The following is a 23,676-nucleotide window of genomic DNA, read 5'->3' on the forward strand; positions in this document are numbered from 1 at the left end:
GCTCAGCCCTGCGAGGTGTGCTCCACATCCACGCCGGAGTCCTGCCACCGCACGCGGAGTCCGGGACCGCCGCTCCACAGCACCGTCAACTCCCGGTCGCCCTGCGCGCGTACGGTCACGGTCTCCCCGAGCGGTACGGCGTCCGCCGCCCCGGTGAGCCGGCTCAGCGCGACGAACAGGGTCTCGCCCGCCCCCGTGGCCCCGGTCAGCTCGGCGTCGAGGCCCACGACGGGCAGCAGTTCGACCCGGAGCCCCTCCGGCGCCGCCCACCCGGTCACCCGCACCGGCGTCCCGGGCGCCGCCCCCGCCACCAGGAAGGCGCGCACCTCCACGGCCCCGCGCACCAGCACGGCACTCGTCACCCGGGCACCCGAACCGGCCGTGTGCCGCGAGGCCGCCCACCCCTCGCCGACTCCCAGCGGCTCGATCCGCGTGCGACTCGGATCGCCGCCGACCATCACACTGTTGTCGGACGACGCCGAGGGCTCCGTCACGGTCGAGTAGCCGAGCCGGGTGTAGTACGGGTCGTAGCGGACGTCCTCGCTGCCGTGGTTGTGGAGGCGGACGACCCCGTCCGAACTGGTCGACTGGAGAAGCCAGTTGGCGGGCGTGATCGGGGTGACCGCGTCGGCGCGCTCCGCCGGGCCCGGTTCCTCCGTCGCCGTCCACACCTCGTGGTCCGGCGGGAGCAGCAGGCCGAGGAAGCCCTTGCTCGCCCAGTACGGGGAGGCGGGGCCCGAATAGCCCTGCAGGACGGCGGGGTCGGGGCCGTGCCAGCCGAGGGTCAGGAGGCCTCGCTCGTCCAGGGCACCCCGGTCCAGGAAGTACTTCAGCGCTCCGGAGGCCAGCCGCCGGGTCTCCCCGGGGGACAGGGGCGTACGGCCGGTGAGGGCGCCCAGCCAGAGCGGGGCCGTGGTCGCGAAGCGGTAGGTCAGCGAGCGGCCCTGGTGCATCGGGGCGCCGTCGCCGCCGAACAGCCGGGCGTAGTCGGCGAGATGGCGTTCCAGACGGCCGCCGTACAGGTCGAGCAGCTGCTCGTCGCCGGCCTGCCAGGCGTGCAGCACCGGGTAGAGGTGCATCGCCCAGCCGTTGTAGTAGTCGAACTTGCGGCCGTCGCCGTCGGTGTACCAGCCGTCGCCGAGGTACCACTCCTCGATGCGGGCCAGGCCGTGGTCGACCGCCTTGTGCGCGGCCTCCGGCTCATGGCCGACCTCGGCGAGGAAGCCGCCGACCGTCACCGGGAACAACTCCCAGTTGCAGGGCCAGGGTTCGGCGGTCAGCGCGTCGGCGAGCCAGGCCGCGGCACGCTGTCGTACCCCGTCGTCGAGGCGGTCCCACAGCAGGGGGCGGGTCAGGCGCAGGGCGAGGGCGACGGAGGCGGCCTCCACCAGCGGCTGGCCGCGGTCCTCGATGCGCGGCCAGCCGCCCGACACACCGGCCGCGAGCCCGTCGGCGTACCGCTGGAGCGCGGTCTCGTCCCGGCGGAAGGCCGCGAGGAGCAGGGTGCGGGCGTAGCCCTCCAGGCCGTCGGAGAGGTGCCCCGACCAGCTCTGGTGGTCGCCGGGGAGGTGGTAGAGGGCACGGTCCGGGGTGGCGTACGGCTCCACGGCGGCGAGCAGGGCGTCGGCCGCGGCCTCCCAGTGGGCGCGGGTGTAGCCGGTGCGCGGGCTGGGACCGCGGTCCTCGGGAGGCAGCTGCATCGGTGCTCTTTCTCGCTCGTGCCGGACCTCGTGCCCGACCGCGTGCCGGACTTCATCTCGAACCTCGTGCCGTTCGAACCTGGGGCGCCCCGGTTCCGGTCGGGACGCCCCAGGGGCTCATTCCACCCGCACGGCGCCCCGGGGCACCAGGTGCTGGGCGAGCAGTTCGTCACGCACCAGGCCCGCGTAGACGGTGGCTCCGTACGCGGAGGTGTGCGTGTTGTCCTTCTTCTCGTTGTACAGGTACAGCGCCTTGGAGTCCTCCACGCCGAGGGACTCCACGAGCGCCTTGGTCCTCGCCGTGAGGTCGATCAGCGGAACGTCCTCGGCGGCGGCGACCGAGCGGATCACCTCAGGATGATTGACGCCGAGCCCGTTGACCAGAAGCGCGATGTCGTTGTTGAGCGTGCCGTCGGAATTGAACCAGCGGCGCACGATCGGCGTCACCAGCACCGGTCGCCCGCCCTTCTCCCGCACGCCCGCCACCAGCGTCTCCAGATTCGCGCGGTAGGTCGCCTCGTCGGTCGTCTTGTCGTTGTGCGCCAGCTGGATCAGGACCAGGTCACCCCGGCCGATCAACGGCTGGACGGTACCCCAGAGTTGGGGGTTCTGCAGATAGGTCACCGTACTTTCCCCGGAGTCCGCGTAGTTGGCGACGGAGACGCCCCGGCGCAGGAACCGCGGGAGCTGCTGGCCCCAGCCGGAGTACGGGTCGGCGGGCTGGTCGCAGACGGTGGAGTCGCCGACCAGGAAGACCTGCCGGGTGTGCCGGGCGGCGGTCACCCGGATGCCGGCGAGCGCGGGGGCCGAGCCGCCGATCGCCAGGTCGAGGCCGGGCGTTCCGTCGGGGCCGGTCGGCTCGCCCTCCGGCGTCCGGACGTTCACGGTGAAGCTGCGGGTGACGTGCCGCCCCGCCGCGGTGGCCGTCTCGGGGAGCAGCGAGCGCCGGGTCTCCCCGCTGATGCTCGTGCTGGACGCGCTGTCGCCGCCGAGCCGGATCGTCACGTCGTAGTCGCCCGGCGGGACGTCGAAGTGGCAGGCGGTGGCAGTGCAGTTCTCGATGCCGAGCAGCGGCCGCCGTTCGTGGGCCTGGGCGGGGGCCACCGCCAGGCCGGCGCCCGCGCCGAGGACGACCGCCGCGACCACGGCGGCACGCACGCCGTTGAAACGTCTCACTCGGGACTCCTCCGTCACGCCGACAGGGTCTGGCGGGGACCGTACCGCCGTCCGCAAGCGCTTTCTAGTCCCCGGACCGATTTCGCGAGATTGCCAACTCCCCTGAGCCGAAAGCCCTTTCGCGAAATCGATTCAACTGCCACGCTCACAGTCACCCGCAACCCCGCCCCACCGAAGGAGGCACCCCCATGTCCGGATCCACCGGGAGACCGCTCGGACGCCGCACCTTCGTCCTCGGCAGCGCGGCCGCCGCCGGCACCGCCGGCCTCACCGGCCCGCTCGCCACCGCCGCCTCGGCCGCGAGCTTCGGCTGGTCCGACGACGGCTCCAACTACGTCGTCGACACCGGCGCCAGCCTGGTCTTCAAGGTCAGCAAGACCAACGGCGACCTGACCTCGCTGGTCTACAGGGGCACCGAGTACCAGGGCTACGGCGGCAAGAACTCGCATGTCGAGTCGGGCCTCGGCACCTCCACGGTGACCATCGCCCAGTCCGGCTCCACGATCCTGATCTCGGTGTCGTACGGCACGCTGAAGCACTACTACGCGGCCCGCAGCGGCGAGAACAACGTCTACCTGTGGACCAACAAGGCCGACTCGTCGGTCAGCGCCACCCGTTACATCGTGCGCGTCAAGGCCGGCCTGTTCCTCAACGACGAGCCGGACTCCTACACCTACGCGCCCACCGTCATCGAGTCCGCGGACGTCTTCGAGAAGTCCGACGGCCAGACCCGCGCGAAGCACTACTCGAAGCTGCGGGTGATGGACTACAACTACATCGGCTGGACGACCGGCAGCGTCGGCCTGTGGATCGTGCGCAGCAACCACGAGAAGGCCTCCGGCGGTCCGTTCTACCGCTCGCTGCTGCGCCACCAGAGCGCCGACGGCGGCGGGCTCTACGAGATCCTGTACTACGGCGAGACCCAGACCGAGTCGGAGCGCTTCGGCCTCCAGGGCCCGTACGTCATCGCCCTCACGGACGGCGGCGCGCCCTCCTCCGCCCTCTACCCGGGCACCCTCACCACCTCCTGGGCGGACTCGCTCGGCATCTCCGGGTACGTCGCGGCGGGCGGCCGGGGCAAGGTAGCGGGCGTCGGGATCAGCGGCCGGAACACGGCCTACGCCTATACCGTGGGGCTCGCCAACTCCGCAGCCCAGTACTGGGGTTCGGCACGCGCGTCGGACGGCTACTTCGCCATCGGGAGCGTGCTGCCGGGGACGTACACGCTGACCGTCTTCAAGGGTGAACTGGCCGTGTACACCACGTCGGTGACGGTGACCGCGGGTGGCACGACCACCCTCAACACCATCGCCGTCCCGTCCTCCAACGACCCCGGCAACGCCACCGCGATCTGGCGGATCAACAACTGGGACGGCACGCCGAGCGGGTTCAAGAACGCCGACCTGATGACGTACGCCCATCCGTCGGACGTGCGGGCCGCGTCCTGGACCGGGAACGTGGTCATCGGCAGCGGCACGGAGACCTCGGCCTTCCCCTGCTATCTGTGGAAGGACGTCAACAGCGGGATCATCGTGTACTTCAAGCTGACGGCCGCCCAGGCCGCCGCCGCGCACACCCTCAGGATCGGCGTGACGACGGCCTACGCGAACGGCCGGCCCCAGGTCGTCGTCAACGACACCTGGACCTCCGCCGTCCCCTCGCCGCCCACCCAGCCGAGCACCCGGTCGCTGACCGTGGGCTCCTACCGGGGCAACAACTACACGTTCACCTACAGCGTCCCGGCGTCCGCGTGGCTGACGGACACCAGCGCCTACAACACGCTGAAGATCTACGTGGCGAGCGGCTCGGGAACGACCTCCTTCCTCAGCGCCGGCACCTCGATCGACGCGATCGACCTGCTGGCCTGAGACCCGGCAACCCTCCGTCGGCGGACGGCGGCTTGAGGGCATGACCGCTTCCAACGAGCAACCCTCCACCCGCGCCCGGCGCCGCACGGTCGCGCTCGCCACCGGCACCGCGGCGGCCCTCGGGCTCGCCGTGGTGTCCCTGGCCGGACCGGCCCGGGCCGCGTCCACCCTCACCGTCGCCAAGGACGGCTCCGGGATGTACACCACCGTCCAGGCGGCGGTGAACGCGGCCGCGTCCGGCGACACGATCTCCTTCGCGAAGGGCACGTACCAGGAGATCGTCAACGTCCCGGTGGCCAAGACCGGGCTGACCCTCAAGGGCGCCACCGGCAACGCCGAGGACGTCGTCATCACCTACGACCGCGCCGCCGGCTACACCGACTCCAACGGCAACGAGTACGGCACACCGGGCAGTTCGGTGGCGACCTTCTCCGCTAACGACCTCACCGTCACCGGACTCACGGTCCAGAACACGTTCGACAAGGCCGCCCACCCCCAGATCACCGACACCCAGGCCGTCGCCGTGACCGCGCAGGGCGACCGGCAGACCTTCCGCAACGACCGGTTCATCAGCCGCCAGGACACCCTGCTGAACTGGGCGCCGTCCGCCACCGGCCAGTACCGCCAGTACGTCACCTCGTCCTTCGTCACCGGGGACGTGGACTTCGTCTTCGGGAACGCGACGGCCGTCTACGACCGCGTGAACATCCAGCTGCGCGACTCGGGCGCCGCGGCGGGCGGCCTGAACGGCTTCCTCGCCGCGCCCAACACCAGCTCCGCGAAGACGTACGGCATCCTGGTCACCGGCAGCGCCATCAGCAGTTCCGCGGCGGCGAACACCTACTACCTGGGCCGCCCGTGGCATCCGTCGGCGGACGCCGTCGGGCAGCTGGTGATCCGCCAGACCTCCCTGCCGGCGGCCGTGAAGACCGCCGGACCGTGGACCGACATGAGCGGCTACTCCTGGAAGAACGCCCGTTTCTTCGAGTACCGGAACACCGGGGCCGGAGCCGGCGTGGACTCCAACCGCCCGCAGCTCACCGACTCCCAGGCCGCGGACTACACGGCCCAGAAGTACCTGGCGGGCACGGACGGCTGGAACCCCGTCAGCTGATCCGACCTCAGCTGCCGCGTGTCCACTGCTGGTTGGCGCCTCCATTGCACGTGTACGTGATGACGGCGGCCGAGTCTGCGGTGGACGCGCCGTTCACGTCCAGGCACTCACCGCTCGTACGGGCCTTGACGCTGACGTAGGAACCGGACGTGACGACCGACCACTGCTGGGCGGTGGCGCCGGTGCAGTCCTCCTGGGTGACGTTGGTGGCGTTCTCCTGGAGGCACAGTGAACTGCCCCGGCCCATCAGCTCGTAGTAGCCGGTGCCGAGGTCCTTGAACCACCACTTCTGGTTGGTGCCGCTGTTGCAGGTGTACTGGCTGATCGCGATGCCCTCCCACAGCGACTGGTTCGGGACGTCGGCGCACTTGCCGCTGTGCCGGGCGATCAGGGTGTTGTACGTGGCGCTGGTGCCGCCGATCGTGCCGGCCGCCGTGTCGAGGGACACCTCCGGATACCAGGACATCGACATCGAGGTGGAGGTCGGGAAGGTCAGCGGCAGCCAGACGTAGCGGGAGTCGTTGACGGTGCCGCCGAAGGAGTTGCCCCAGCGGTCGCCCATGTAGAGGTACGAGGTGCCCGACGTGCCGGTGACCGGGAGGACGTACGCGGTCTGGGAGTTGTATGCCGTGGCGTCGCCGACGTTGGTCCAGGAGGTCCAGGGGCCGGAGAGGCTGGTGGCGGTGGCGTACTGCTGCTGGTTGGCGCTCCAGCCGGTCGCGCCCGACGTCAGCATGAAATAGACGCCGTTGCGCTTGAAGAGGGCCGGGGCCTCGCGGTGGCCGCCGGCCCAGGGGTTGGCGACCAGGCCGGCGATCGCGGTGTAGTCGGCGGTGAGCTTGTAGATGTGCAGGTCGTAGTTCTCGTTGGCCGCGGAGACCATGTAGGCGGTGCCGTCGGTGTCCACGAAGGTGGTGAGGTCCCGGGACATGTACTGACCGAGCGGCTGGAAGCTGCCCTGGTAGGTGTAGTTCCCGTCGACCGTGGCGGAGACGGCGACGGCGGCGCGGGCCTCGCTGTAGTCGACGCCGTTCTCCTTGTGCATCCACATCACGAACTTGCCGGTGGAGGCGTTGTAGACGACCTTCGGGCGCTCGATGTAGGCGGTGCCGAGTTCGGAGGCGGAGGACTGGGTGAGGACGTGGTTGCGGAACTCCCAGGTCTTCAGGTCGGTGGAGCGGTAGGCGTCCACGTACTTGAAGGTGTTGTCGGAGTTGCGGTCCTCGCCGAACCAGTAGTAGTACGAGCCGACCTTGATGACCCCGCCGCCGTGGGCGTGGACGAAGTTGCCCGAGGTGTCGGTGAACCGGGTGCCGTTGGTGACGGTCTGGGCGGCGGCCGCGGCCGGGCCGGCGGTGGCCAGGGCGCCGATCACCGCCAGGCAGAGGGACAGCAGGATCGCGTACGCACGTCTCATCTCACACACGCTCCTTGCGAGTTCGATGTTCGAGATAGCGAACGGCATTTGTCATGACGAACGTTGAGATCGCCGAAAAGGTAAGGGCGTGTTACGAGGAGGTCAACGGGTCTGACGAGACATGAGGGAAAGCGATTTCCAGAGGATCTCTTCCGGACCCCGTTTTTTTGTTATCCGCGGCCGCCGGGGGCGTCTCCCCTCACGTGCGCAGCCATCTCCACACCACCGCAGCGGCCGTCGGCGCCCTCGCCGCCCTCCTGACCTCCGCTCCCTGGGCCTTCGCCGCCGGCGTCCGGGACGTCACCGCCGACGTCCTCGCCGACCGGGACGTGACGCTCGCCGGCGACACCGTCGTCACCGTGCCCGCCGGGACGACGACGTACGACGGCGTCCTGCACGGCGAGGGCACGCTCACCGTGCGCGGCGGCGGCACGCTGGTCCTCACCAAGGACAGCGACTTCACCCTGCCGAAGTCCCGGCAACGGCAGGTCGTCCGCACCCAGGGAGGCAACCACCCGTACACGACGGTCACCAACCCCGACCCGCCCGCGATCACGGTCGAGCGCGGCACGACCCTCCAGTACGGCACGGGCGGCGGCACCGGCCTGGTCGGCCACTTCCCTTACAACACGCCCGGCTACCAGCTGAACCAGCTGAACATCCGGGTCGACGGCACCCTGCGCCTGTCCCTCACCCGCACGTTCAACATCGGTACCATCAGCGGCTCCGGCCTGGTGACCCAGCCCCGCACCATGTGGGGCACGCTGGACCTGGCGGGCACCCACCCCTTCTCCGGGGTCATCGACAACGGCACCGGCATGGCGGTGGGCCGCCCCGAGTACCCGGTGGCGCTCCCCCACGCCCGCGCGATCCTGAACCAGGGCTCCTGGATCATCGACACCCCGCTGAACCAGACCATCACCCTGCGGCAGGACTTCTACCAGCGGGAGTACGGCAGCGACGTCAACGTCCACTCCCGGCCGGGCAGCAAGGTGGTCCTCACCGGCCAGTACAGCTACAGCGACCGGGGCGGCGACACCAACCCGTCGCTGAGCGACCCGGCCCTCGACTGGAAGACGATTCCCCATCAGTTGAACAAGCGCGGCACCAACATCGAGGGCGCCGACGTGCACTGGGGCGACGGCACCACCCGTCGCATCTTCATGCCGGGAACGAAGGACACCGTCTACATCAATCTGCATGCGGCCAGTGGGCGTCGATCGCGCCTCACCTTCGACTACGACGGCCCGGTGACGCTGGGCGCCCCGATCGGCGGCGGCCGCTACCACGACACGCTGGCCGCGCCCGGCGCCGGGGACATCCTGATCGCGGGGACGCGCGGCAACGACGTGACCTTCGCCGCCGCCCAGGACTACGACGGTTCGACGACGATCGAGAAGGGCGCGGTGCTGCGGCTGGGTTCGGGCGCGCGGGGCGGCGACGGCGCCCTGCTGACCGGCACCGAGCGGCGCCGCATCGTGAACGACGGCACGCTGTACGTCCGCAATACGTCGACTCCCCTGAAACTGACGCATATAGAAGGCTCCGGCTCGCTGGTCCAGTCGGGCGCGGCGACGACCACGCTGAGCGGAAGCGCGGTGACGTACACAGGGACGACGACCGTCGGCAAGGGCACGCTGGCACTGCGCTCCGGCGCGACTCTCGTGCACAGCAGGGCGATCCGGCTCACGTCGGCGACCGCGCGGCTGGACGTGGGCCGGGCCGGCCTGCGGGTCGCCACCGCTCTGTCCGGCAAGGGCACGGTGCGGGGCTCGGTGACCAACGACAGCCTGGTGGCCGACGGGTTGACGGTGCGGGGCGACTACACCCAGCACAGGCAGGGCGAACTCGTCCTGCGGGACAAGCCGTTGAAGGTGACGGGTCGCCTCACCCTGGCCGGCGCCCTCGACCTGTCCGCAGCGGGCACGTCCCCGGCCGGCCGCATCACGGTGATCGACCACACCGGTACCGCCCGCACCACCGGCTCCTTCGACGGTCTGCGCGAGGGCGCCGAGGTCAAGCTGGCCGACACGGTCTACCGGCTCACCTACCGAGGCGGCGACGGCAACGACGTGGTCCTGGACCCGGAGACGACGAAGGCGTCCCCGAAGGCCGACATCGCCGACTCCACGCCCACCGCTCCCCCGACGGTGACCACCCGCACCGCCGCCGACTCGTCGCGGGCCTTCGGCTGGTGGCCGTACGCCCTGGCCCTCGGCCTCCTCGGCGGCCTGATGGTCCCGGCCGGCATGCGCACCCGGAAGAAGGGACGGCGGCGGGGCGGGCGGCACGCGGGGTGACGGCCGGCGCGCGTGCTACCCGTCGTCACGGCACAGGCAGAAGGGGTGGCCGGCGGGATCGAACAGGACGCGCACGCTGTCCCGCGGCTGGTCCGGCGCCGGTGCCGCTCCCAGGGCGACGGCCTCGGCCACCGCCGCGTCCAGGTCGTCCACCTGGAAGTCGAAGTGCATCATCGTGCGCTGCTCACCCTCCGCCGGCGGCCATGACGGCGGACGGTATCCGGCAGCCTCCTGGAAGACGATGTAGACGGATCCCTGGGGCGGGGCCACGACGGCCGTCCCGGGCTCCTCGTGGACGATCGGCCACTCCAGCAGTTCCGCGTAGAACCGGGCCAGGGCTCCCGGGTCCGGCGCTTCGACGGCGGTTCCCCACCACATGCCGTTCGTTCGAGATCGCATGCCCGACCCTCTCCCGGCGTCTTTGTGACACCTCTAGGCCTGCCGCCCGCCGGGCGGTTCCGGAAAGCCCAGTTCGGGCGCCAGGGCGCGCGCCTCGTTCGCCCAGTCCGCGAGGAAGGCGAGTGTCGCCCCCGTTCCCGGTAGCGGAGTTCGGCGGAGACCCGGCGCCCGCCACCGTAGTCCAGTTGCTCCTCGCCGGCACGGGCCAGCATCGCGGCGGTCAGCCAGTCGTACTTGACCGCCGAGGCGCACACCGCGAGTCGTACCAGCCGCTCGTCGATGTCCCGGCCGGACTCGCGCAGGCCCTGCACATAGGCGTCGTAGGCCGCCGTCGCGTACTCGGGCAGCCGGGCGGCCGGGACGAAGAGGTCGAAGACGGAGTCGGGGATGTAGTTGCCCAGGTCCTCGCCCAGCGCGCCGTCCCCGGCGAACGCCCAGTCGAGGGCGACGGCGGCGGGGCCTTCGGTGCGGAGGTTCGCGGGCCACATGTCGAGGTGGGAGAAGGCTCGCGGCAGGGCCTGAAGCACCTGGAGGAACCACTCGCGGTCGTGGTGCAGCCGGACCGCCTCCCTGCGCAGGCCGGCCGGGAAGTGGTCGCGGACCAAGGGCTGCCGCCAGGCCTCGTCGTCGTCCAGGAGTTCCTGACCGAGGGTGTTGCTGCCGACGTACTGACGCAGGAAGCCGCGTGTCAGCCACGGTCGGTCGTCGATCCGTACGGCGCCCTGGGCGGCGCCGAGGCGACGGGCGTGTTCGACGTGCCGAGCCAGCGGCCACCCGGTGGCCGACTCCCCCGGCACGTCCTCCAGCCACAACGCGACGTCTCCGTCGGGCCGTTCGACGAGAGCGAGCAGCCGGGGAGCCCGGATGCCGTAGGGCTGCCAGACCTGGGCGAGACCGGACTCGTAGACGTGCGCCTCGCGCCGCCAGTAGTTCCAGTGCCGGGGCTCGTCCGAGGCGGCCCAGCGTTCGGTGGCCTCCTTGTTGCGGGTGAGCACCTTCAGCACGGCCGAGCGGCGACCGGCGCTCACCCGCCACACGCCGCCGGTGACGCCGTTCTTCGGGTTGTGGACGAGGGGGTCGAAGACGGCTCCGTCCGCGCCGAGCACCTCGCGGGCCTCGGTGTCCTGGAGTGTCGTTTCAGGCATGGCCCAAGACCACTTCGCGGGTGATCTCCGCCCGGCCGCCCACCTGGATCGTGGGGCCGTCCGTCCCGTGGCGCACGACGGCCCTGATCGTCGCCGGGTTGCCGAGCGAGTCGCCCATGTCGGCGATGACACCCCGCAGGCCGTCACGGGCCAGGTGGGCGGCCAGGCAGGCCGTGCTGTTGGCGTTGGCGATGTCCTCGGGGACGCCGATCGACGGGGCGAACATACGGGCCGCGACCCGGCCGTCCGGTGCCGGGGCCGAGTAGAGGTAGCAGCCCAGCAGGGCCGGGCGGTCGCAGGCGGTGCGGAGGCGGTCGAGGTCCGGGGTCAGCGCAAGGACGGCGGACCGGGTGGGCAGCGGGACGAGGAGGCGTGGCCGCCCCAGGGTGGCGACGACGCAGCCGGGCGTGTCCCCGGCGACGCCCAGGGCGGTGAGGACGTCCTCGTGTTCGCCGGCCTCGGGCGCGCGCAGGCCGACCGGGCCCGGCGTGAACCAGGCCTCCAGGCCGCCGTTCCCGTCGTGCCGGACCGCCCGGCCCGCGAGGGTGCCACCGTGCGTCCGCAGGGTGACCTCGCGGGTGCCGGCGCGCGCGGCCAGGACGGCCAGCGCCGCGACCGTGCCGTGGCCGCAGCCGGGCAGTTCGCCCTCGGCGGTGAAGAAGCGCAGCGTCGCCCCGCCGCCGTCCCGGTCGGCCGAGAGGAACACGGCATGGGACGTACCGGCCCGGACGGCCACCTCGCGCCGCTCGTCGTCGGTGAGCGGAGTGTCGTCAAGGACCGCGGTGGGGCTGCCCCCGCGGCCGTCGCGCAGACAGGCACGGACGATGGTGACGTTCACGGCAGCGAGCGTAGAGCAGAACGGTGCCGAGGCGCCGTCAGACGGTGGTCTGCCGGGTCCGGGGCGTGGATCAAAGCTCGCGTTCTGCTCCGCACGAGTACGGGGGCGACGTCAGCGCGGCAGGCCGGCGTGACGTTCGAGGAACGCGGCGACGTCCGCCGGATCCTCCAGCGGAAGCGGGTAGACCACGAGTCGGTCGACGCCGAGGTCGGCGTAGCGCCGGGCGGTGTCGGCGTGCACCGGGGAGAGTTGCGTGAAGTTGATCTCGAGTCGGCCCAGCCACTCCGGGCGTTCGACCTCGGCGGCCGCTTTCCGCAGCCCGGCGAGATGCCCGGCGAGATCTTCCGGGCTGTCGCCGTTCCCGAACCACCCGTGGCCGCGCGCGACCGCCCGCCGGAACGCGGCCGGGCTGTGGCCGCCGATCACGATCCGCGGTCCGTGTTCCCCGACAGGCCGCGGGTGTGCGTCGATGCCGTCGAAGGACACGTATCGGCCCTGATAGGACGGCGCCGGCTGGGTCCACAGCGCCCTCATCGCGTCCAGGTACTCGTCGGTGCGCCGGCCACGCTGCGTGTATGGCACTCCGACAGCGGTCATCTCCGGTTCGAGGTAGCCGGCTCCGACCCCCAGAGACAGCCGGCCGCCGCTGAGCACGTCGAGGCTCGCGACCTGCTTGGCGAGCACCAGCGGATTGCGCTGCGGCAGGATGACGATCCCGGTGCCGAGTTCCAGCCGTTCGGTGACGGCCGCAACGTAGGCCAGGTGCACGAGCGGGTCGAGAATCGGATCCGTAGGCTCCATCGGCGCATCCGGTACCCGAGGGCTGGGCAGCACCACGTGCTCACCGGCCCACCACGACCGGTACCCCAGCTCCTCCGCCAGCCGAGCCAGCCGGACGGTCTCCGCAGGTCCCAACACGGCCTTGGCGTTCAGCCCGTTGACGCCCAGTTCCACCGGTGCCCACCTCCATACGCCTCGGGCGGCGACGACCTCGGCGCCCTGCTCGCACCCACGCGACCCATCATCGAATCCCGCGTACCCGCTGTCCAAGAGCTGCTGTTATAGCCTTTGGCTATGGATGTCCACATCCGGGACCTGCGCTACTTCGTCGCGGTCGCTGAGGAACTCAGCTTCACGCGGGCCGCGAGCGATCGGCTCTTCGTCTCACAGCCGACGCTGAGCAAACAGATCCGTCGGCTGGAGCTCTCCTTGCGGACCGCGCTCTTCGAGCGTGACCGGCGGACGGTCACCCTGACCGCCGCGGGCCGAGCCCTCCTGCCCCAGGCACGGCGGCTGATCGAGCAGTGGGAGGAAGCCCAGCGTGCGATCGCCGACGCCGTGGCCACCCAGAACTCCACGCTCACGGTCGGTTTCCACACGAGCATCGGTCGCGGACTCATCCCGGCCGTCACCGCCACGATGGAGAAGCTGCTCCCCGGTTGGCGACTACAGTTCCGCCAGATCACCTGGGCCGACCCGACGTTGGGACTCGCCGGCGGCGATGTCGATGTCGCCATCGGCTGGCTGCCCGTCCCGACGAGTGGCGACTACTCGCACAAGGTGATCACCTGCGAGGACCGCTGGGTAGCTCTTCCGGCCGGTCACCGTCTTGCCGACCGCCCGGTCGTCTCCTTCGAGGATCTCGCCGACGAGCCTTTCATCGCCCTTCCGACAACGGCCGGAGCGCTCCGCGACTTCTGGCTCGGCAACGATCGTCGCCGGACACCGGCGCGCATCGCCGCGACGGCCGAAACCGCCGACGAGACCTTCGAAGCGGTCGCTTCAGGACTCGGGGCAGCCCTTCTCGCCGCGGGCAACGCCGAGATCTACAGGCGAGAGAACGTCACCTGCCGGCCGGTCACCGGTCTCCCTCCCAGTGAGCTCGCCGTCGTCTGGCGCACCGGAGACCACCGCAGAGCCGTACGAGTCTTCATCGACGCCTGCTGCCTCTGCACGGCGGCCGGCTCGTAAGGACCTGCCCGCGCAGTGGACGCGGTCGGTCGTTTCGCTGCCTGGTCGACTAGCGTCGGAGGCATGACCAGCGACAACTCCCCCAGCCTCGCCGACGCGCTCGCCGCCGGGACGGTCGTGCTCGACGGTGGCATGTCCAACCAGCTGGCGTCCGCCGGACACGATCTGAGCGACGAGCTGTGGTCGGCGCGGCTGCTCGCCGACCGGCCGGACGCGGTCAGTGAAGCGCACCTCGCGTACTTCAGGGCGGGCGCGGACGTCGCGATCACCGCCAGCTACCAGGCCACGTTCGAGGGCTTCGCCAGGCGCGGGATCGGCCATGACGAGGCCGCACGGCTGCTCGCGCTGAGCGTCGGGCTGGGGCGGGAGGCGGTACGGCGGGCGTGGGAGGAAGGGATCGTACGGCCGCTGTGGGTGGCCGCCTCGGTCGGGCCGTACGGGGCGATGCTCGCGGACGGTTCCGAGTACCGGGGGCGGTACGGGCTGGGCGTCGACGAGCTGGAGCGGTTCCATCGGCCGCGCCTCGAGGTGCTGGCCGGGGCGGGGCCGGACGCGCTCGCGCTGGAGACCGTGCCGGACACGGACGAGGCGGCGGCGCTGCTGCGGGCGGTGCGGGGGCTGGGGGTGCCGGCCTGGCTGTCGTACAGCGTGGCGGGCGGGCTGACCCGGGCCGGACAGCCGTTGGAGGAGGCGTTCGCCCTGGCCGCGGACGTGGACGAGGTGATCGCCGTGGGGGTGAACTGCTGTGCGCCCGAGGACGTGGAGCATGCGGTGGAGGTGGCGGCGCGGGTCACGGGGAAGCCGGTGGTCGTCTATCCCAACAGCGGGGAGGTGTGGGATGCGCGGGCTCGGGCGTGGACCGGCGAGTCGACGTTCGCCGCCGGGCAGGTGGAGGGGTGGCGGGATGCGGGGGCTCGGTTGATCGGGGGGTGTTGCCGGGTGGGGCCGGAGGCGATTGCCGGGATTGCCCGGGTGGTGTGAGGGCCGCCTGATCGCGGTGGGTCGGCCCGAACGTGCGCGACTGCGGGTGATGGGGGCTGGTCGCGCCCACGCGGCGGAGCCGCACATTGGTACTGTCCCGCGCCCCTGAGGGGGCGCTAGTGTCCCGGCGTTGGCCAGTTTTCGGGGGGTGGGGTTGACCAGGAAAAGCGCGGAAGCGGGGCGGAGCACCGTCCGTGATGTCGCCGCGCGCGCCGGGGTGTCCGCCTCCACCGTCTCCCGGGTGCTCGGCGGCGACTACCCCGTCAGCGCCGCCACCCGGACCCGCGTCCTGCGGGCCGTCCGCGAGCTGGACTACGTCGCCGACGCCCGTGCCAAGGCCGTCGCCGGGGCCGGTACGCCCACCCTCGCCTTCGTGCTGGAGGACATCACCGGGCCGTCCTTCGCGCACATGGCGTACGGCGTGGAGCGGGAGGCGGCGCGACTCGGACATCTGAGTCTCGTCTGCAGCACCGACGGCGATGTACGGCGCGAGCTGGAGTTCATCGAGATGATGCGGGCCCAGCGGGCGGCCGCCGTGATTCTCGTCGGCGGGGCGGCGGACACGCCCGAGTACCGGGAGCGGACCCGTCGTACCGCCGAGTCGCTCGCCTCTGCCGGGTCCCGGCTCGTGCTGTGCGGGCGGCCGCCGCTCGGGCCCGGCGCGCCGGTCACGGTCATCGAGTACGACAACGAGGGCGGCGCCTACGCCCTGGTGGCCCATGTGCTCGCGCAGGGTCATCGGCGGGTGCTGTTCCTGGGCGGGAAGCCGGACCACACGACGGCGATGGGGCGCGAGCGCGGATACCTCGCCGCCCACCGGGCCCGGGGCCTCGAACCCGACCCCGCTCTGCTGCTGCACGGCGACTTCACCCGGGACTCCGGGCACCGGCTGATGCGGCAGGCGCTCGCGCGGCAGGTGGAGTTCAGCGCCGTGGTCGCCGCCACCGACATGGTGGCGGCGGGTGCGCTGACCGCCCTGCACGAGGCGGGGCTCGAGGTGCCGGGGGACGTCTCGGTGGCCGGGTACGACGACATCCCCTTCGCCCGGGATCTGCACCCGGCCCTGACCACCGTGCACGTGCCCTACGAGGAGCTGGGGCGGCTCGCCGTGCGGACCGCGCTCGGGCACGGCGGGGAGTCGGCCGACGAGCATCTGCTCCTCGGCACGCATGTGGTAGTACGGGACTCAGTGGCGGCGCACCGCGACCATTGAGCGGCGCAACCGGCGTACGGCCAGGGCCAGTTCGGCCGAACGCTCGGGGTGCGGTGGGGTGGCGGCGGAGGTCCAGAGGGCGAACTCGCGGTCCCGGGGGCCGGACACCGTGCGGGGCTCGCCGTCGCCGAGGATCCGTACCGGGTGGGTGTCGTCCCAGGGCTGCCAGCCGGGGTCGCCGCTGGTCGCGAAGCGGACCCACGCGCCGTGCATCTCGTCGGCCAGGCGCTGCGGGGCGCCCTCGCCGGCCAACCGGGCCGCGGCGGGCCCGTCCCCGGTGTCGAAGACGAAGCCCAGCTCCAGGGCGTGGCAGGCGCCGAGCCGGGGGCGGTTGGAGGGCCAGGCGAACTCGTAGAGGTACGACGAGCCCGGGCGGGCCTCGGCCAGCCGGTGCAGCGGGCGGCGGAGCAGGTGGTCGGTGACCAGCTGGCCGACGGTCTCGGCGGGGCCGGCCTCGGGATGCAGGGCGCGGTAGCCGCGCGGCACCTCGTGGCCGACGCGGCAGCGGGCCATGGCGCCGGCGAGGGCGACGGGGCCGAGCCGGTCGACGTGGTCGAGCAGGCCGCCGGGGACCAGCCAGAGCCGGTACTCGTCGCGGGTCCAGCCCATGAGGAGATCGACGCCGTGGGCCGCGTCGCCGTCGAGGAGGGCCTGGAGGGGGTCGCGCGGGACGAGGTCGCCGTCGACGACGATGCCGAAGGCGGGGCCGCCCAGGACCGGGCTGCTCAGCCGGCCGACCTCGGCCTGGGTGCGCAGCAGCAGTTCGCGGTCGACCTCGGCGAAGGCCTGGGCGGTGGCGGGGATCCGCAGGCGGTTGGCCATCCGGCGGACCATGCGCCGGACCTTGTCGTGCTCCGCGGCCTCGGGCGGGCCGCTCTGCAGCACGGCCCGGCGGATCAGGCCCTGGGCCTGGGGTGCGGCGAGCAGGGCGCCGACGCTGATGGCGCCGGCGGACTGGCCGCAGAGGGTGATGCGGTCCGGGTCGCCGCCGAATCCGGCGACGGTGTCGTGGACCCAGCGCAGGGCGGCGAGTTGGTCGCGCAGGCCGGGGTTGCGCGGGGTGTCGGGGAACAGGCCGTAGCCCTCGACCCCCAGCCGGTAGTTGACCGAGACGAAGACCACCCCGTCACGGGCGAACGCATGACCGTCGTACACGGGCACGGCGGACGAGCCCCTGGTCAGGGCGCCGCCGTGCAGCCAGACCAGGACCGGGAGCCGGGCGCCGGGACCCGGCTCCGGGGTCCACACGTTGAGGTTGAGGCAGTCGTCGCCGGGGATCACGGGGTCGGACAGATACTGCGCGAACGCCTCCGAGTACGGCGGTTTGGGCGCCGTCGGCCCGAAGGCGCCCGCGTCCCGGACGCCGTCCCAGGGTTCGGGCGGCACGGGCGGACGGAACCGGTGTGCCCCGAAGGGCGGGGCGGCGTAGGGGATGCCGCGGAACACCGCGACCGAGTTCTCCCACCTGCCGCGCACCGCCCCGAACGGGGTGCCGACCACGGGGTCCTCGAGGTCCGTCCGGTCTGCCGTCATCCGCCACCAGCTCCTCCCGCCGCGCGTGCCTCAACGCCGGTACGACAAGAGCACCACATCCGCTCCCGGTATTCCGGCACCCACGGCGTTCGGATGGATGCGGGCGGCTACTTGGCGTACATCAGGGTGCCGAAGCCGAGCTGGTCGTACCCGCCGCTGTCGGAGCCGTAGTCACCTCCCCCGCCCTCGGGGGCGACCAGGTTGTAGTACATGGCGGAGATGTACTTGTCGTCGAGGTAGACGCGCCGGTTGTAGTGGAAGTGGAGCATCGCCCACACGGGGCGGATCTGGCCGCGGGAGGCGGCGGAGACCACCGTCTGGGACGACTGGGCGCAGCTCTGCCCGGTGCCCCAGGTGTAGGTGGTGAAGGGCACGTCACTGCCCAGGTTGTACTTGGCGACGTACTGGGCGGCCTTCATGAACCGCCGGTCGTCGTACGAGTAGAGGTCGTCGCCCTGGTTCCAGGCCATCTCGCAGATCGCGCCCATCTGGCCCATGCCCAGGACGGTGTGGCCCTGGTCGCGGCCGGACTCCTGCCACTGGCCGAGGGCGTAGCCGTCGGAGTCGGTGTACAGGTAGGGCACGGCGTGCCCGATCGAGCCGTTGCCGGCGCCGGACTTGAAGTAGGTGACCGCCTGGTCGTACTTGGCCTTGTCCTCGTTGAGGATCCCGATGGCCAGGATCGAGGCCATGTTGCACAGGTCCCAGTTGGCCCAGTAGTTGGTGATGCAGGCGTCGTTGTGGTTGGTCAGGAAGCTGTTGTTGAGCGGGTAGAAGACGCCTGCGAGCATCGCCTGGGCGGCGGCGAGGTCGAAGCCGGCGTAGTCGCGCATCAGTTCGCACGCGTTGGCGAACTGCCAGCCGTAGAGGCCGGACGCGAGGAACCGGTCGGCGTTCCCGGTGACCGACGTGAGCGTCCTCGACCAGGCGTTGAGGATGTTCGCGGCGCAGACCGCGTTGTCCTCGGTGCCGCCGACCTTCCAGCGCAGGGCGTTCTGGTAGGCGGCGGCGATGTCGTTGTAGAGCAGGCTGTAGTTCTGTCCGGTGCCGCCACGGATGATCGTGGCCGTCGCCCGGTTGGTCCAGGTCGACTGGGAGTGGGAGTTGGCGGTCAGCTTGTTCCAGCCGGACAGCCAGGGGTCGGTGCCGGCGGCGACCCGTACCTTGGCGCGGTTGATGTCACCGGCGTTGTGGAGCATGCCGGGGTGGGTGAAGGTCGCCGGGGCCGCGCCGGCCACCCCGGGGGCCGCGACCGAGGCGGCGACGGAGAGGACGGCGGCTGACTTCAGGACACTGCGGCGGCTCAACCCGCCCGTCCCGGGGCGGTGTTGTTCGCGGCGGCTCATCGCGACGGTTCTCCTTCGGTGGGGGGAGTTCAGGTGAGTGCGACACTCACCTCTTCGAATTGCGCGGTGCCGAGGGCCGACGGAGTGCGCGAGCACACCACCAGGCCCACGTGGTAGGGGGCGTCGCCGAAGCCGGCGATCACGCCCGTGGCGAGCGGGCTCCAGGTGACGCCGTCATCGGCGGAGACGGCGGCGGCGAAGGCGGTCCCGGTGCGCTTCAGCCGCAGCAGCAGGGGCAGTCGCACGGCGGTGGTCCCGGTGAAGGCGGAGGCTCCGGCGACGGTCGGGCGCAGCATCAGCTGGGCGCTGGTCCCGCCGGTGACGATCACGCCGGCCGCCTGGTCGAAGGGCGACAGCGACTTGGTCATCAGCAGGCCCACCCGGTCGGCGGTGGCTCCGGAGCGGGAGACGAGCCGGGCGGTGAGTTCGCAGTCGCCGGTGACCTGCCGTCGTACGAACTGCCCGGTCATGGCCTGCGAGTTGACGTTGAGGTCGACCCCGGCGCCGCGCACGGTGAAGGTGCCGTCGGCGTGGGCCGCGTCGCCCGGGGTGAGGACGGCGACGACGCCGAGGGTGCCGTAGGCGCGCCGGTCGAGTACGACATCGCCGAGGTCGCCGCCGGCCCAGGGGGCGGGCAGGGCCGGGGCGGCGGCATGTGCCGGCGAGGCGGAGGCGGTCACGGCGGGCATCACCGCGCTGACGGACGCCGAACGCGGGCCCTGCCCCGCGCAGTTGGTCTTCGCGACGGCGTAGTGGTACGTCGTCCCGGACGCACCGCTCCCGTCCGTGTACCGGAGACGGGTGCCGAAGCCGACCGCGCCGGCGTCCCGGGCCAGCACCTGGTAGGGGCCGTCCGAGGCCCGCCGCAGCACGGTGTAGCGGGCCGACGGGTCCGGGTCGGTCCAGGTCAGCTCGACCCCGTCGGAGCCGACGGCGGCGAGCAGATCGGTGGCCCTGCGGACCGGGCGTGGCACGCGCCATCCCGTGCCGCCGGCCTTGGAGACCACGCTGACGTTGTCGAAAGCGCCCGTGCCGGTCTCGGCGTACTCCTCGTCGACACCCAGGCAGGAGGTGAGGACGAGCCCGGCGTACGCGGTGCGCGGCAGCTCGCACACGGTCGACCCCATCTCGGTCCACCGCACCCCGTCCGCCGAGATCGCCCCGGTACAGCGGTCCCCCTCCCGGGTCACCCGGACCCAGTACGGCGCCCGCAGCCGATAGCCGTCCCCCGCTCCCTCGACGTACGGGGCCGCCAGCGGGGTCGCCGACTCGGGCAGCGTGCCCAGGTCGGAGATCGGGAAGCCGGCGCCGGTGGTGATGGCCTGCCGCTGGCTGGGCGGCACCGGGGTGCTCCCGGTCGCGGAGATCCCGGCACCGGCCGCCGGGCGCACACTCCACACCCCGCTCCAGGTGTGCAGGGGCAGTCCCTGGATCAGCGTCGAGGCATGAGCGCCGGACGGGTCGAGCGAGGCCCTGAGGGTGACGCCGATCTTGGCGTACTGCGAGCTGAGCGGCCAGACGATCCGGGCGGTGACGCTGCCGTCGCCGTGCAGCGGGAGGTGCGCGAGCCGGTAGGTGTCCGCCGTACCGCTCGCCTCCAGTACGAACCGTTCACCGTCGAAGCGCGCCGACCCGGGGATGCGTACGACGCCCAGGTCCCGGGTCCGCCAGGGACGCGGGAGTCCGGCGGTCGCCGAGGCCACGGCCGAAGGCCCGCTCTTCCCATCGGAGTTGGCGGCGAGAACCGAGTAGTAGTACGTCCGTCCCGGGTGTACCCCTCCGTCGGTGTACGACGGCGACCGGACCTCGGCGAGCCGCTCATGGGGACCGTCGGGGTGCTCGGCGCGCCGCACCTCGTAGCGCATCGCGCCCACCGACGGCAGCCAGGACACCGTGACCGCGTGCTGGTCGCCGTCCGCCGTGAGGCCCGCCGGCGCAGTGGGCACGGCCGGGGCGGGGGCCACGGCGCCCGCGTAGGCGAAGGTGCCCCAGCTCGGCAGGTCGTCGTTGCCGCCCTCGACGACCCGGGCGCCACCGGTGCCCCGGAAGACGGCGGCCTCGGTGTGGGGGGCGGCGAGGCCGCGCACCCCCGCGTAGTGGGCGTAGTACATCTCGTAGATCGGGGGCAGCGTGCCCCGGGAGGTCGCCGAGACCGCCGTCTTGACGTACTTGCCGGTGCGGTCCAGGTCCGGGATGAAGGGGACGTCTGCGCCGAGGTTGTAGCGGGCGGCGTACTCGGCGCCCGCGAGGATCCGGTTGTCGTCGTATCCCCACAGGTCGACGCCCTGGTTCCAGGCGACCTGGGCCGCGTCGCCCATCAGGCCCACCGCGAGCTGTTCGTGGCCCTGGTCGCGTCCGGACTCCTGGCCCTGGCCGGCGTCGGTGACGATGCGGTGGCGGACGCTGCCGTTGCCCGCGCCGGCCGCGGCGAACCGCAGGGCGTCCTCGAAGAGGGTGCGTTCCTCGCAGAACACGCCGATGGCGAGGATGGTCTGAAGGGCCGTCAGATCCCAGTTGCCGTTGGCGTAGAGCATGTAGCCGGAGACGGCCGGGTACCAGACGTCGAGGAAGGAGGCCGCACAGCGGGCGATGTCGGCGTCCGTCCAGCCGTCGTAGCCGGTGTGGCGCAGGAGTTCGGCCGCGTTGGCGAACTTGAAGCCCTGCAGGCCGGCGCCGAGCGGGCCGTCGGCACCGGTGACGATCGTGAGCGACTGCGACCAGGCGTTGAGGATGTCGCGAGCCTTGTCGGCGTGCGCGCGGTCGCCGGTGACTGCCCACAGGAGGGCGTTCTGGTAGGCGGCGGCCGAGTCGGCGACAGCCTGGTTCTGGAAGTTGGCGGGGCCGCGGCCCCAGGAGGTGATCTGGCCGGTGTTCTGCACGGTGTACGTGCTCTGCGAGCGGGCGTGGGCGGCGAGGGCGAGGTAGCCGTCGTACACGGGCGGCTGTCCGCTGTCGACCGCGGATCGCATGCGGGCCAGGTCGTCGGCCGTGTGCAGGATGCCGGGGTGGGTGAAGGCGAAGCCCGGAAGGCCGCCCGCCGCCCGGGCCGCGGGCACGAACAGCGTGTTCGTGCCCGCGGCGAGCAGCAGGGCGCCGGAGGACTTCAGCAGGGAGCGGCGGCTGAGCGGGCTCACTGGGCGGCCGCCTCCGCCTCGGCGGTGGTGAGGAACCTCAGGTTCGTCACGTGCTCGTTGGAGAACCACTGGATGGTGTCGGTGGTGTAGTACCAACTCGGCTTCTTCATCGAGTCGGCGATGACGACCCCGTTGATCACCAGGTTCTCGAAGGTGACGTTCGTGATGGCGTGGTCGGCGTCGTAGCCGAGGAGGAGCGACGGTTCGGCGTGGGTGCCGGTGTAGGTGAGGTTCTTGACGTAGACGTCCTGGATGCCGCGGCCGACCGAGGTGTTGTACTTCGTGTTGTACATGACCTTCATGTAGATGACCTGGCCCCAGCGGAAGTCCTCGATCCGTACGTCCTCGATGCGGACGTTCCTGATGAGGTTGGAGTCGCCGGGGTTGAGGGCGATGCAGCCCTGGTAGTTCATCTGGGGTTCGCGGTGGTCGAGGATGTCGATGTTGCGGATGACCAGGTTCTCGATGGTCTCCGGGGCGTCGGTGTTGCCGTGCGTGCCGATGTTGATCGGGTGGGCGACGTCGGCCCACAGGGAGCAGTTCTGCACGGTGATGTTCCGGGTGTCGCCGTAGTAGTCCCAGCGATGGGCGTAGATGGCGACGCAGTCGTCGGAGTTGCGCAGGAAGCAGCCGTCGAGGACGACGTCGCTGGAGGAGAAGATGTCGATGCCGTCGCCGTTGCCGCGGGAGCTGAAGCCGCGGACCTTCTCGATGTGGACGTTCTTGGCTTCGCCGAGGGTGGCGATGTAGTTGCCCGGGTTCATGATGATGACGTCCTCGACCCGGATGTGCCTGCTGCCCTCGCAGAGCACGCCCTGGCCGGAGCTCGCCCAGATCATGCCGTGGCCCTTGAGGGCGGCCTTCTCGACGTCCTTGAAGTAGACGGTCGCCTTGAGGACGGCGCCGCCGGCGAGGTAGACGGTCTTGCCGCTGGGGACGGTGAGGACGCCGCCGGTGACGGTCTGGACCCCGGGGCCGAAGTAGATGACGTCGGGGTCGTCGGCGGCCGGCGGGCGGTGCTCGATCCGGTTGGTGACCAGGTGCAGGCAGTCGAAGACCTCGTCGTTGATCTGGACGACCAGGTCCTTCGGCTCGTCGAGGGTGAACCGCAGCGTGTCACCGAGGAGTTCGGGCGTGATGCCGTACGAGTCCGGTCTCACCCGGGCCTTGGTGGTGCCGCCCTTGAGGTAGGTCACCTCGACTTCGACGGAGCCCCGGAAGTCGAAGTAGACCAGCGAGGAGTTGTAGACCTTGCCGGAACCGGTGGCCGGGTTGATCTCCTCGAGCTGGGGGCGGTAGATGTCCAGCGTCTGCCAGTCGCCGTCGGGGGCGGTGCGCACCCGCACCTGGAAGCTGGTGTTGGTCGGTACGGCGGACGGGCGGGGGTAGGTGACGAGCCTGCGTGCGGGGTCGCGGGCGTCCGCGTGGGCGGCGCCTGCTGTCAGCCCGCCGGACAGTCCCGCGGCGAGCGCGGTGACTCCGGCCGCTTGCAGGGCGGTACGGCGAGAGAAGGGCGTGTTCATCTCTGACTCCTTGCGACA

General features: G+C 71.6%; 16 protein-coding genes. 6 read left to right on the forward strand and 10 right to left on the reverse strand.

The genetic code is table 11. The features are described from left to right. Positions 1-2: 2 nt before the first annotated feature. Both AB0D59_RS18645 and AB0D59_RS18650 read right to left on the reverse strand, forming a co-directional pair. The gene (locus AB0D59_RS18645) at positions 3-1,700 is read right to left on the reverse strand and encodes a DUF2264 domain-containing protein (RefSeq protein ID WP_362566061.1); all 1,698 of its coding nucleotides are present in this window, start codon (positions 1,698-1,700) and stop codon (positions 3-5) included. Between the two features lie 117 nt (positions 1,701-1,817). Continuing rightward, on the reverse strand, positions 1,818-2,876 hold the full coding sequence (locus AB0D59_RS18650; protein ID WP_362566064.1) for a rhamnogalacturonan acetylesterase: 1,059 nt from the start codon (positions 2,874-2,876) through the stop codon (positions 1,818-1,820). 188 nt (positions 2,877-3,064) lie between these two features. On the opposite strand from AB0D59_RS18650, the gene AB0D59_RS18655 reads away from it, so the two are divergent. Further along, positions 3,065-4,744, forward strand: coding sequence for a rhamnogalacturonan lyase B N-terminal domain-containing protein (locus AB0D59_RS18655; RefSeq protein WP_362566067.1), 1,680 nt, complete (start codon positions 3,065-3,067; stop codon positions 4,742-4,744). Between the two features lie 40 nt (positions 4,745-4,784). After that, positions 4,785-5,858 carry a pectinesterase family protein gene (locus AB0D59_RS18660; protein ID WP_362566070.1) on the forward strand — a complete coding sequence of 358 codons (1,074 nt, stop codon included), beginning with the start codon at positions 4,785-4,787 and terminating at the stop codon, positions 5,856-5,858. 7 nt (positions 5,859-5,865) lie between these two features. Here the strand turns inward: AB0D59_RS18660 and AB0D59_RS18665 are convergent, their stop codons facing one another. Further along, positions 5,866-7,275 carry an RICIN domain-containing protein gene (locus AB0D59_RS18665; protein ID WP_362566073.1) on the reverse strand — a complete coding sequence of 470 codons (1,410 nt, stop codon included), beginning with the start codon at positions 7,273-7,275 and terminating at the stop codon, positions 5,866-5,868. 203 nt (positions 7,276-7,478) lie between these two features. On the opposite strand from AB0D59_RS18665, the gene AB0D59_RS18670 reads away from it, so the two are divergent. Then, positions 7,479-9,575 carry an autotransporter gene (locus tag AB0D59_RS18670; RefSeq protein WP_362566076.1) on the forward strand — a complete coding sequence of 699 codons (2,097 nt, stop codon included), beginning with the start codon at positions 7,479-7,481 and terminating at the stop codon, positions 9,573-9,575. A gap of 15 nt (positions 9,576-9,590) precedes the next feature. On the opposite strand, the gene AB0D59_RS18675 is transcribed toward AB0D59_RS18670, so the two are convergent. The 3 genes from AB0D59_RS18675 to AB0D59_RS18685 form a co-directional block, all read right to left on the reverse strand. Next, positions 9,591-9,974, reverse strand: a complete 384-nt coding sequence (locus tag AB0D59_RS18675) for a VOC family protein (RefSeq protein WP_362566079.1) — start codon at positions 9,972-9,974, stop codon at positions 9,591-9,593. 1,137 nt (positions 9,975-11,111) lie between these two features. Further along, a complete protein-coding gene (locus tag AB0D59_RS18680) occupies positions 11,112-11,957 on the reverse strand; it encodes a PhzF family phenazine biosynthesis isomerase (protein WP_362566082.1) in 846 nt (281 codons plus the stop codon). Between the two features lie 111 nt (positions 11,958-12,068). Beyond that, entirely contained in the window at positions 12,069-12,911 is an 843-nt protein-coding gene (locus AB0D59_RS18685; RefSeq protein ID WP_362566085.1) for an LLM class F420-dependent oxidoreductase, read from the reverse strand. A 120-nt stretch (positions 12,912-13,031) separates the two neighbouring features. On the opposite strand from AB0D59_RS18685, the gene AB0D59_RS18690 reads away from it, so the two are divergent. The 3 genes from AB0D59_RS18690 (at position 13,032) to AB0D59_RS18700 (ending at position 16,122) form a co-directional block, all read left to right on the forward strand. Beyond that, positions 13,032-13,928 carry a LysR family transcriptional regulator gene (locus AB0D59_RS18690; RefSeq protein WP_362566088.1) on the forward strand — a complete coding sequence of 299 codons (897 nt, stop codon included), beginning with the start codon at positions 13,032-13,034 and terminating at the stop codon, positions 13,926-13,928. A gap of 63 nt (positions 13,929-13,991) precedes the next feature. Next, entirely contained in the window at positions 13,992-14,909 is a 918-nt protein-coding gene (gene mmuM, locus AB0D59_RS18695) for a homocysteine S-methyltransferase (protein WP_362566091.1), read from the forward strand. A 154-nt stretch (positions 14,910-15,063) separates the two neighbouring features. After that, positions 15,064-16,122, forward strand: a complete 1,059-nt coding sequence (locus AB0D59_RS18700) for a LacI family DNA-binding transcriptional regulator (RefSeq protein WP_362566094.1) — start codon at positions 15,064-15,066, stop codon at positions 16,120-16,122. On the opposite strand, the gene AB0D59_RS18705 is transcribed toward AB0D59_RS18700, so the two are convergent. From AB0D59_RS18705 to AB0D59_RS18720, 4 genes are all read right to left on the reverse strand, one after another. After that, on the reverse strand, positions 16,096-17,655 hold the full coding sequence (locus AB0D59_RS18705; RefSeq protein WP_362566097.1) for a carboxylesterase family protein: 1,560 nt from the start codon (positions 17,653-17,655) through the stop codon (positions 16,096-16,098). The genes AB0D59_RS18700 and AB0D59_RS18705 overlap by 27 nt on opposite strands. Before the next feature lie 107 nt (positions 17,656-17,762). Further along, positions 17,763-19,001 carry an alginate lyase family protein gene (locus AB0D59_RS18710; protein ID WP_362566100.1) on the reverse strand — a complete coding sequence of 413 codons (1,239 nt, stop codon included), beginning with the start codon at positions 18,999-19,001 and terminating at the stop codon, positions 17,763-17,765. Between the two features lie 29 nt (positions 19,002-19,030). Next, complete coding sequence (locus AB0D59_RS18715) at positions 19,031-22,135, reverse strand: alginate lyase family protein (RefSeq protein WP_362566102.1); 3,105 nt, start codon at positions 22,133-22,135, stop codon at positions 19,031-19,033. Next, positions 22,132-23,658, reverse strand: a complete 1,527-nt coding sequence (locus tag AB0D59_RS18720; RefSeq protein WP_362566105.1) for a glycosyl hydrolase family 28 protein — start codon at positions 23,656-23,658, stop codon at positions 22,132-22,134. The genes AB0D59_RS18715 and AB0D59_RS18720 overlap by 4 nt, the downstream gene beginning before the upstream one ends. Between the last annotated feature and the right edge of the window lie 18 nt (positions 23,659-23,676).

Origin of the sequence: Streptomyces sp. NPDC048417, assembly GCF_040651615.1 — a bacterium.
Classification (GTDB): domain Bacteria; phylum Actinomycetota; class Actinomycetes; order Streptomycetales; family Streptomycetaceae; genus Streptomyces.

What these genes read in the sequence shown, in the direction of transcription:
- AB0D59_RS18675 (WP_362566079.1), bottom strand. Translation starts at nt 9,974, where the DNA reads ATGCGATCTCGAACGAACGGCATGTGGTGGGGAACCGCCGTCGAAGCG.
- AB0D59_RS18690 (WP_362566088.1), top strand. Translation starts at nt 13,032, where the DNA reads ATGGATGTCCACATCCGGGACCTGCGCTACTTCGTCGCGGTCGCTGAG.
- mmuM (WP_362566091.1), top strand. Translation starts at nt 13,992, where the DNA reads ATGACCAGCGACAACTCCCCCAGCCTCGCCGACGCGCTCGCCGCCGGG.
- AB0D59_RS18720 (WP_362566105.1), bottom strand. Translation starts at nt 23,658, where the DNA reads ATGAACACGCCCTTCTCTCGCCGTACCGCCCTGCAAGCGGCCGGAGTC.
- AB0D59_RS18655 (WP_362566067.1), top strand. Translation starts at nt 3,065, where the DNA reads ATGTCCGGATCCACCGGGAGACCGCTCGGACGCCGCACCTTCGTCCTC.
- AB0D59_RS18665 (WP_362566073.1), bottom strand. Translation starts at nt 7,275, where the DNA reads ATGAGACGTGCGTACGCGATCCTGCTGTCCCTCTGCCTGGCGGTGATC.
- AB0D59_RS18660 (WP_362566070.1), top strand. Translation starts at nt 4,785, where the DNA reads ATGACCGCTTCCAACGAGCAACCCTCCACCCGCGCCCGGCGCCGCACG.
- AB0D59_RS18710 (WP_362566100.1), bottom strand. Translation starts at nt 19,001, where the DNA reads ATGAGCCGCCGCGAACAACACCGCCCCGGGACGGGCGGGTTGAGCCGC.
- AB0D59_RS18705 (WP_362566097.1), bottom strand. Translation starts at nt 17,655, where the DNA reads ATGACGGCAGACCGGACGGACCTCGAGGACCCCGTGGTCGGCACCCCG.
- AB0D59_RS18645 (WP_362566061.1), bottom strand. Translation starts at nt 1,700, where the DNA reads ATGCAGCTGCCTCCCGAGGACCGCGGTCCCAGCCCGCGCACCGGCTAC.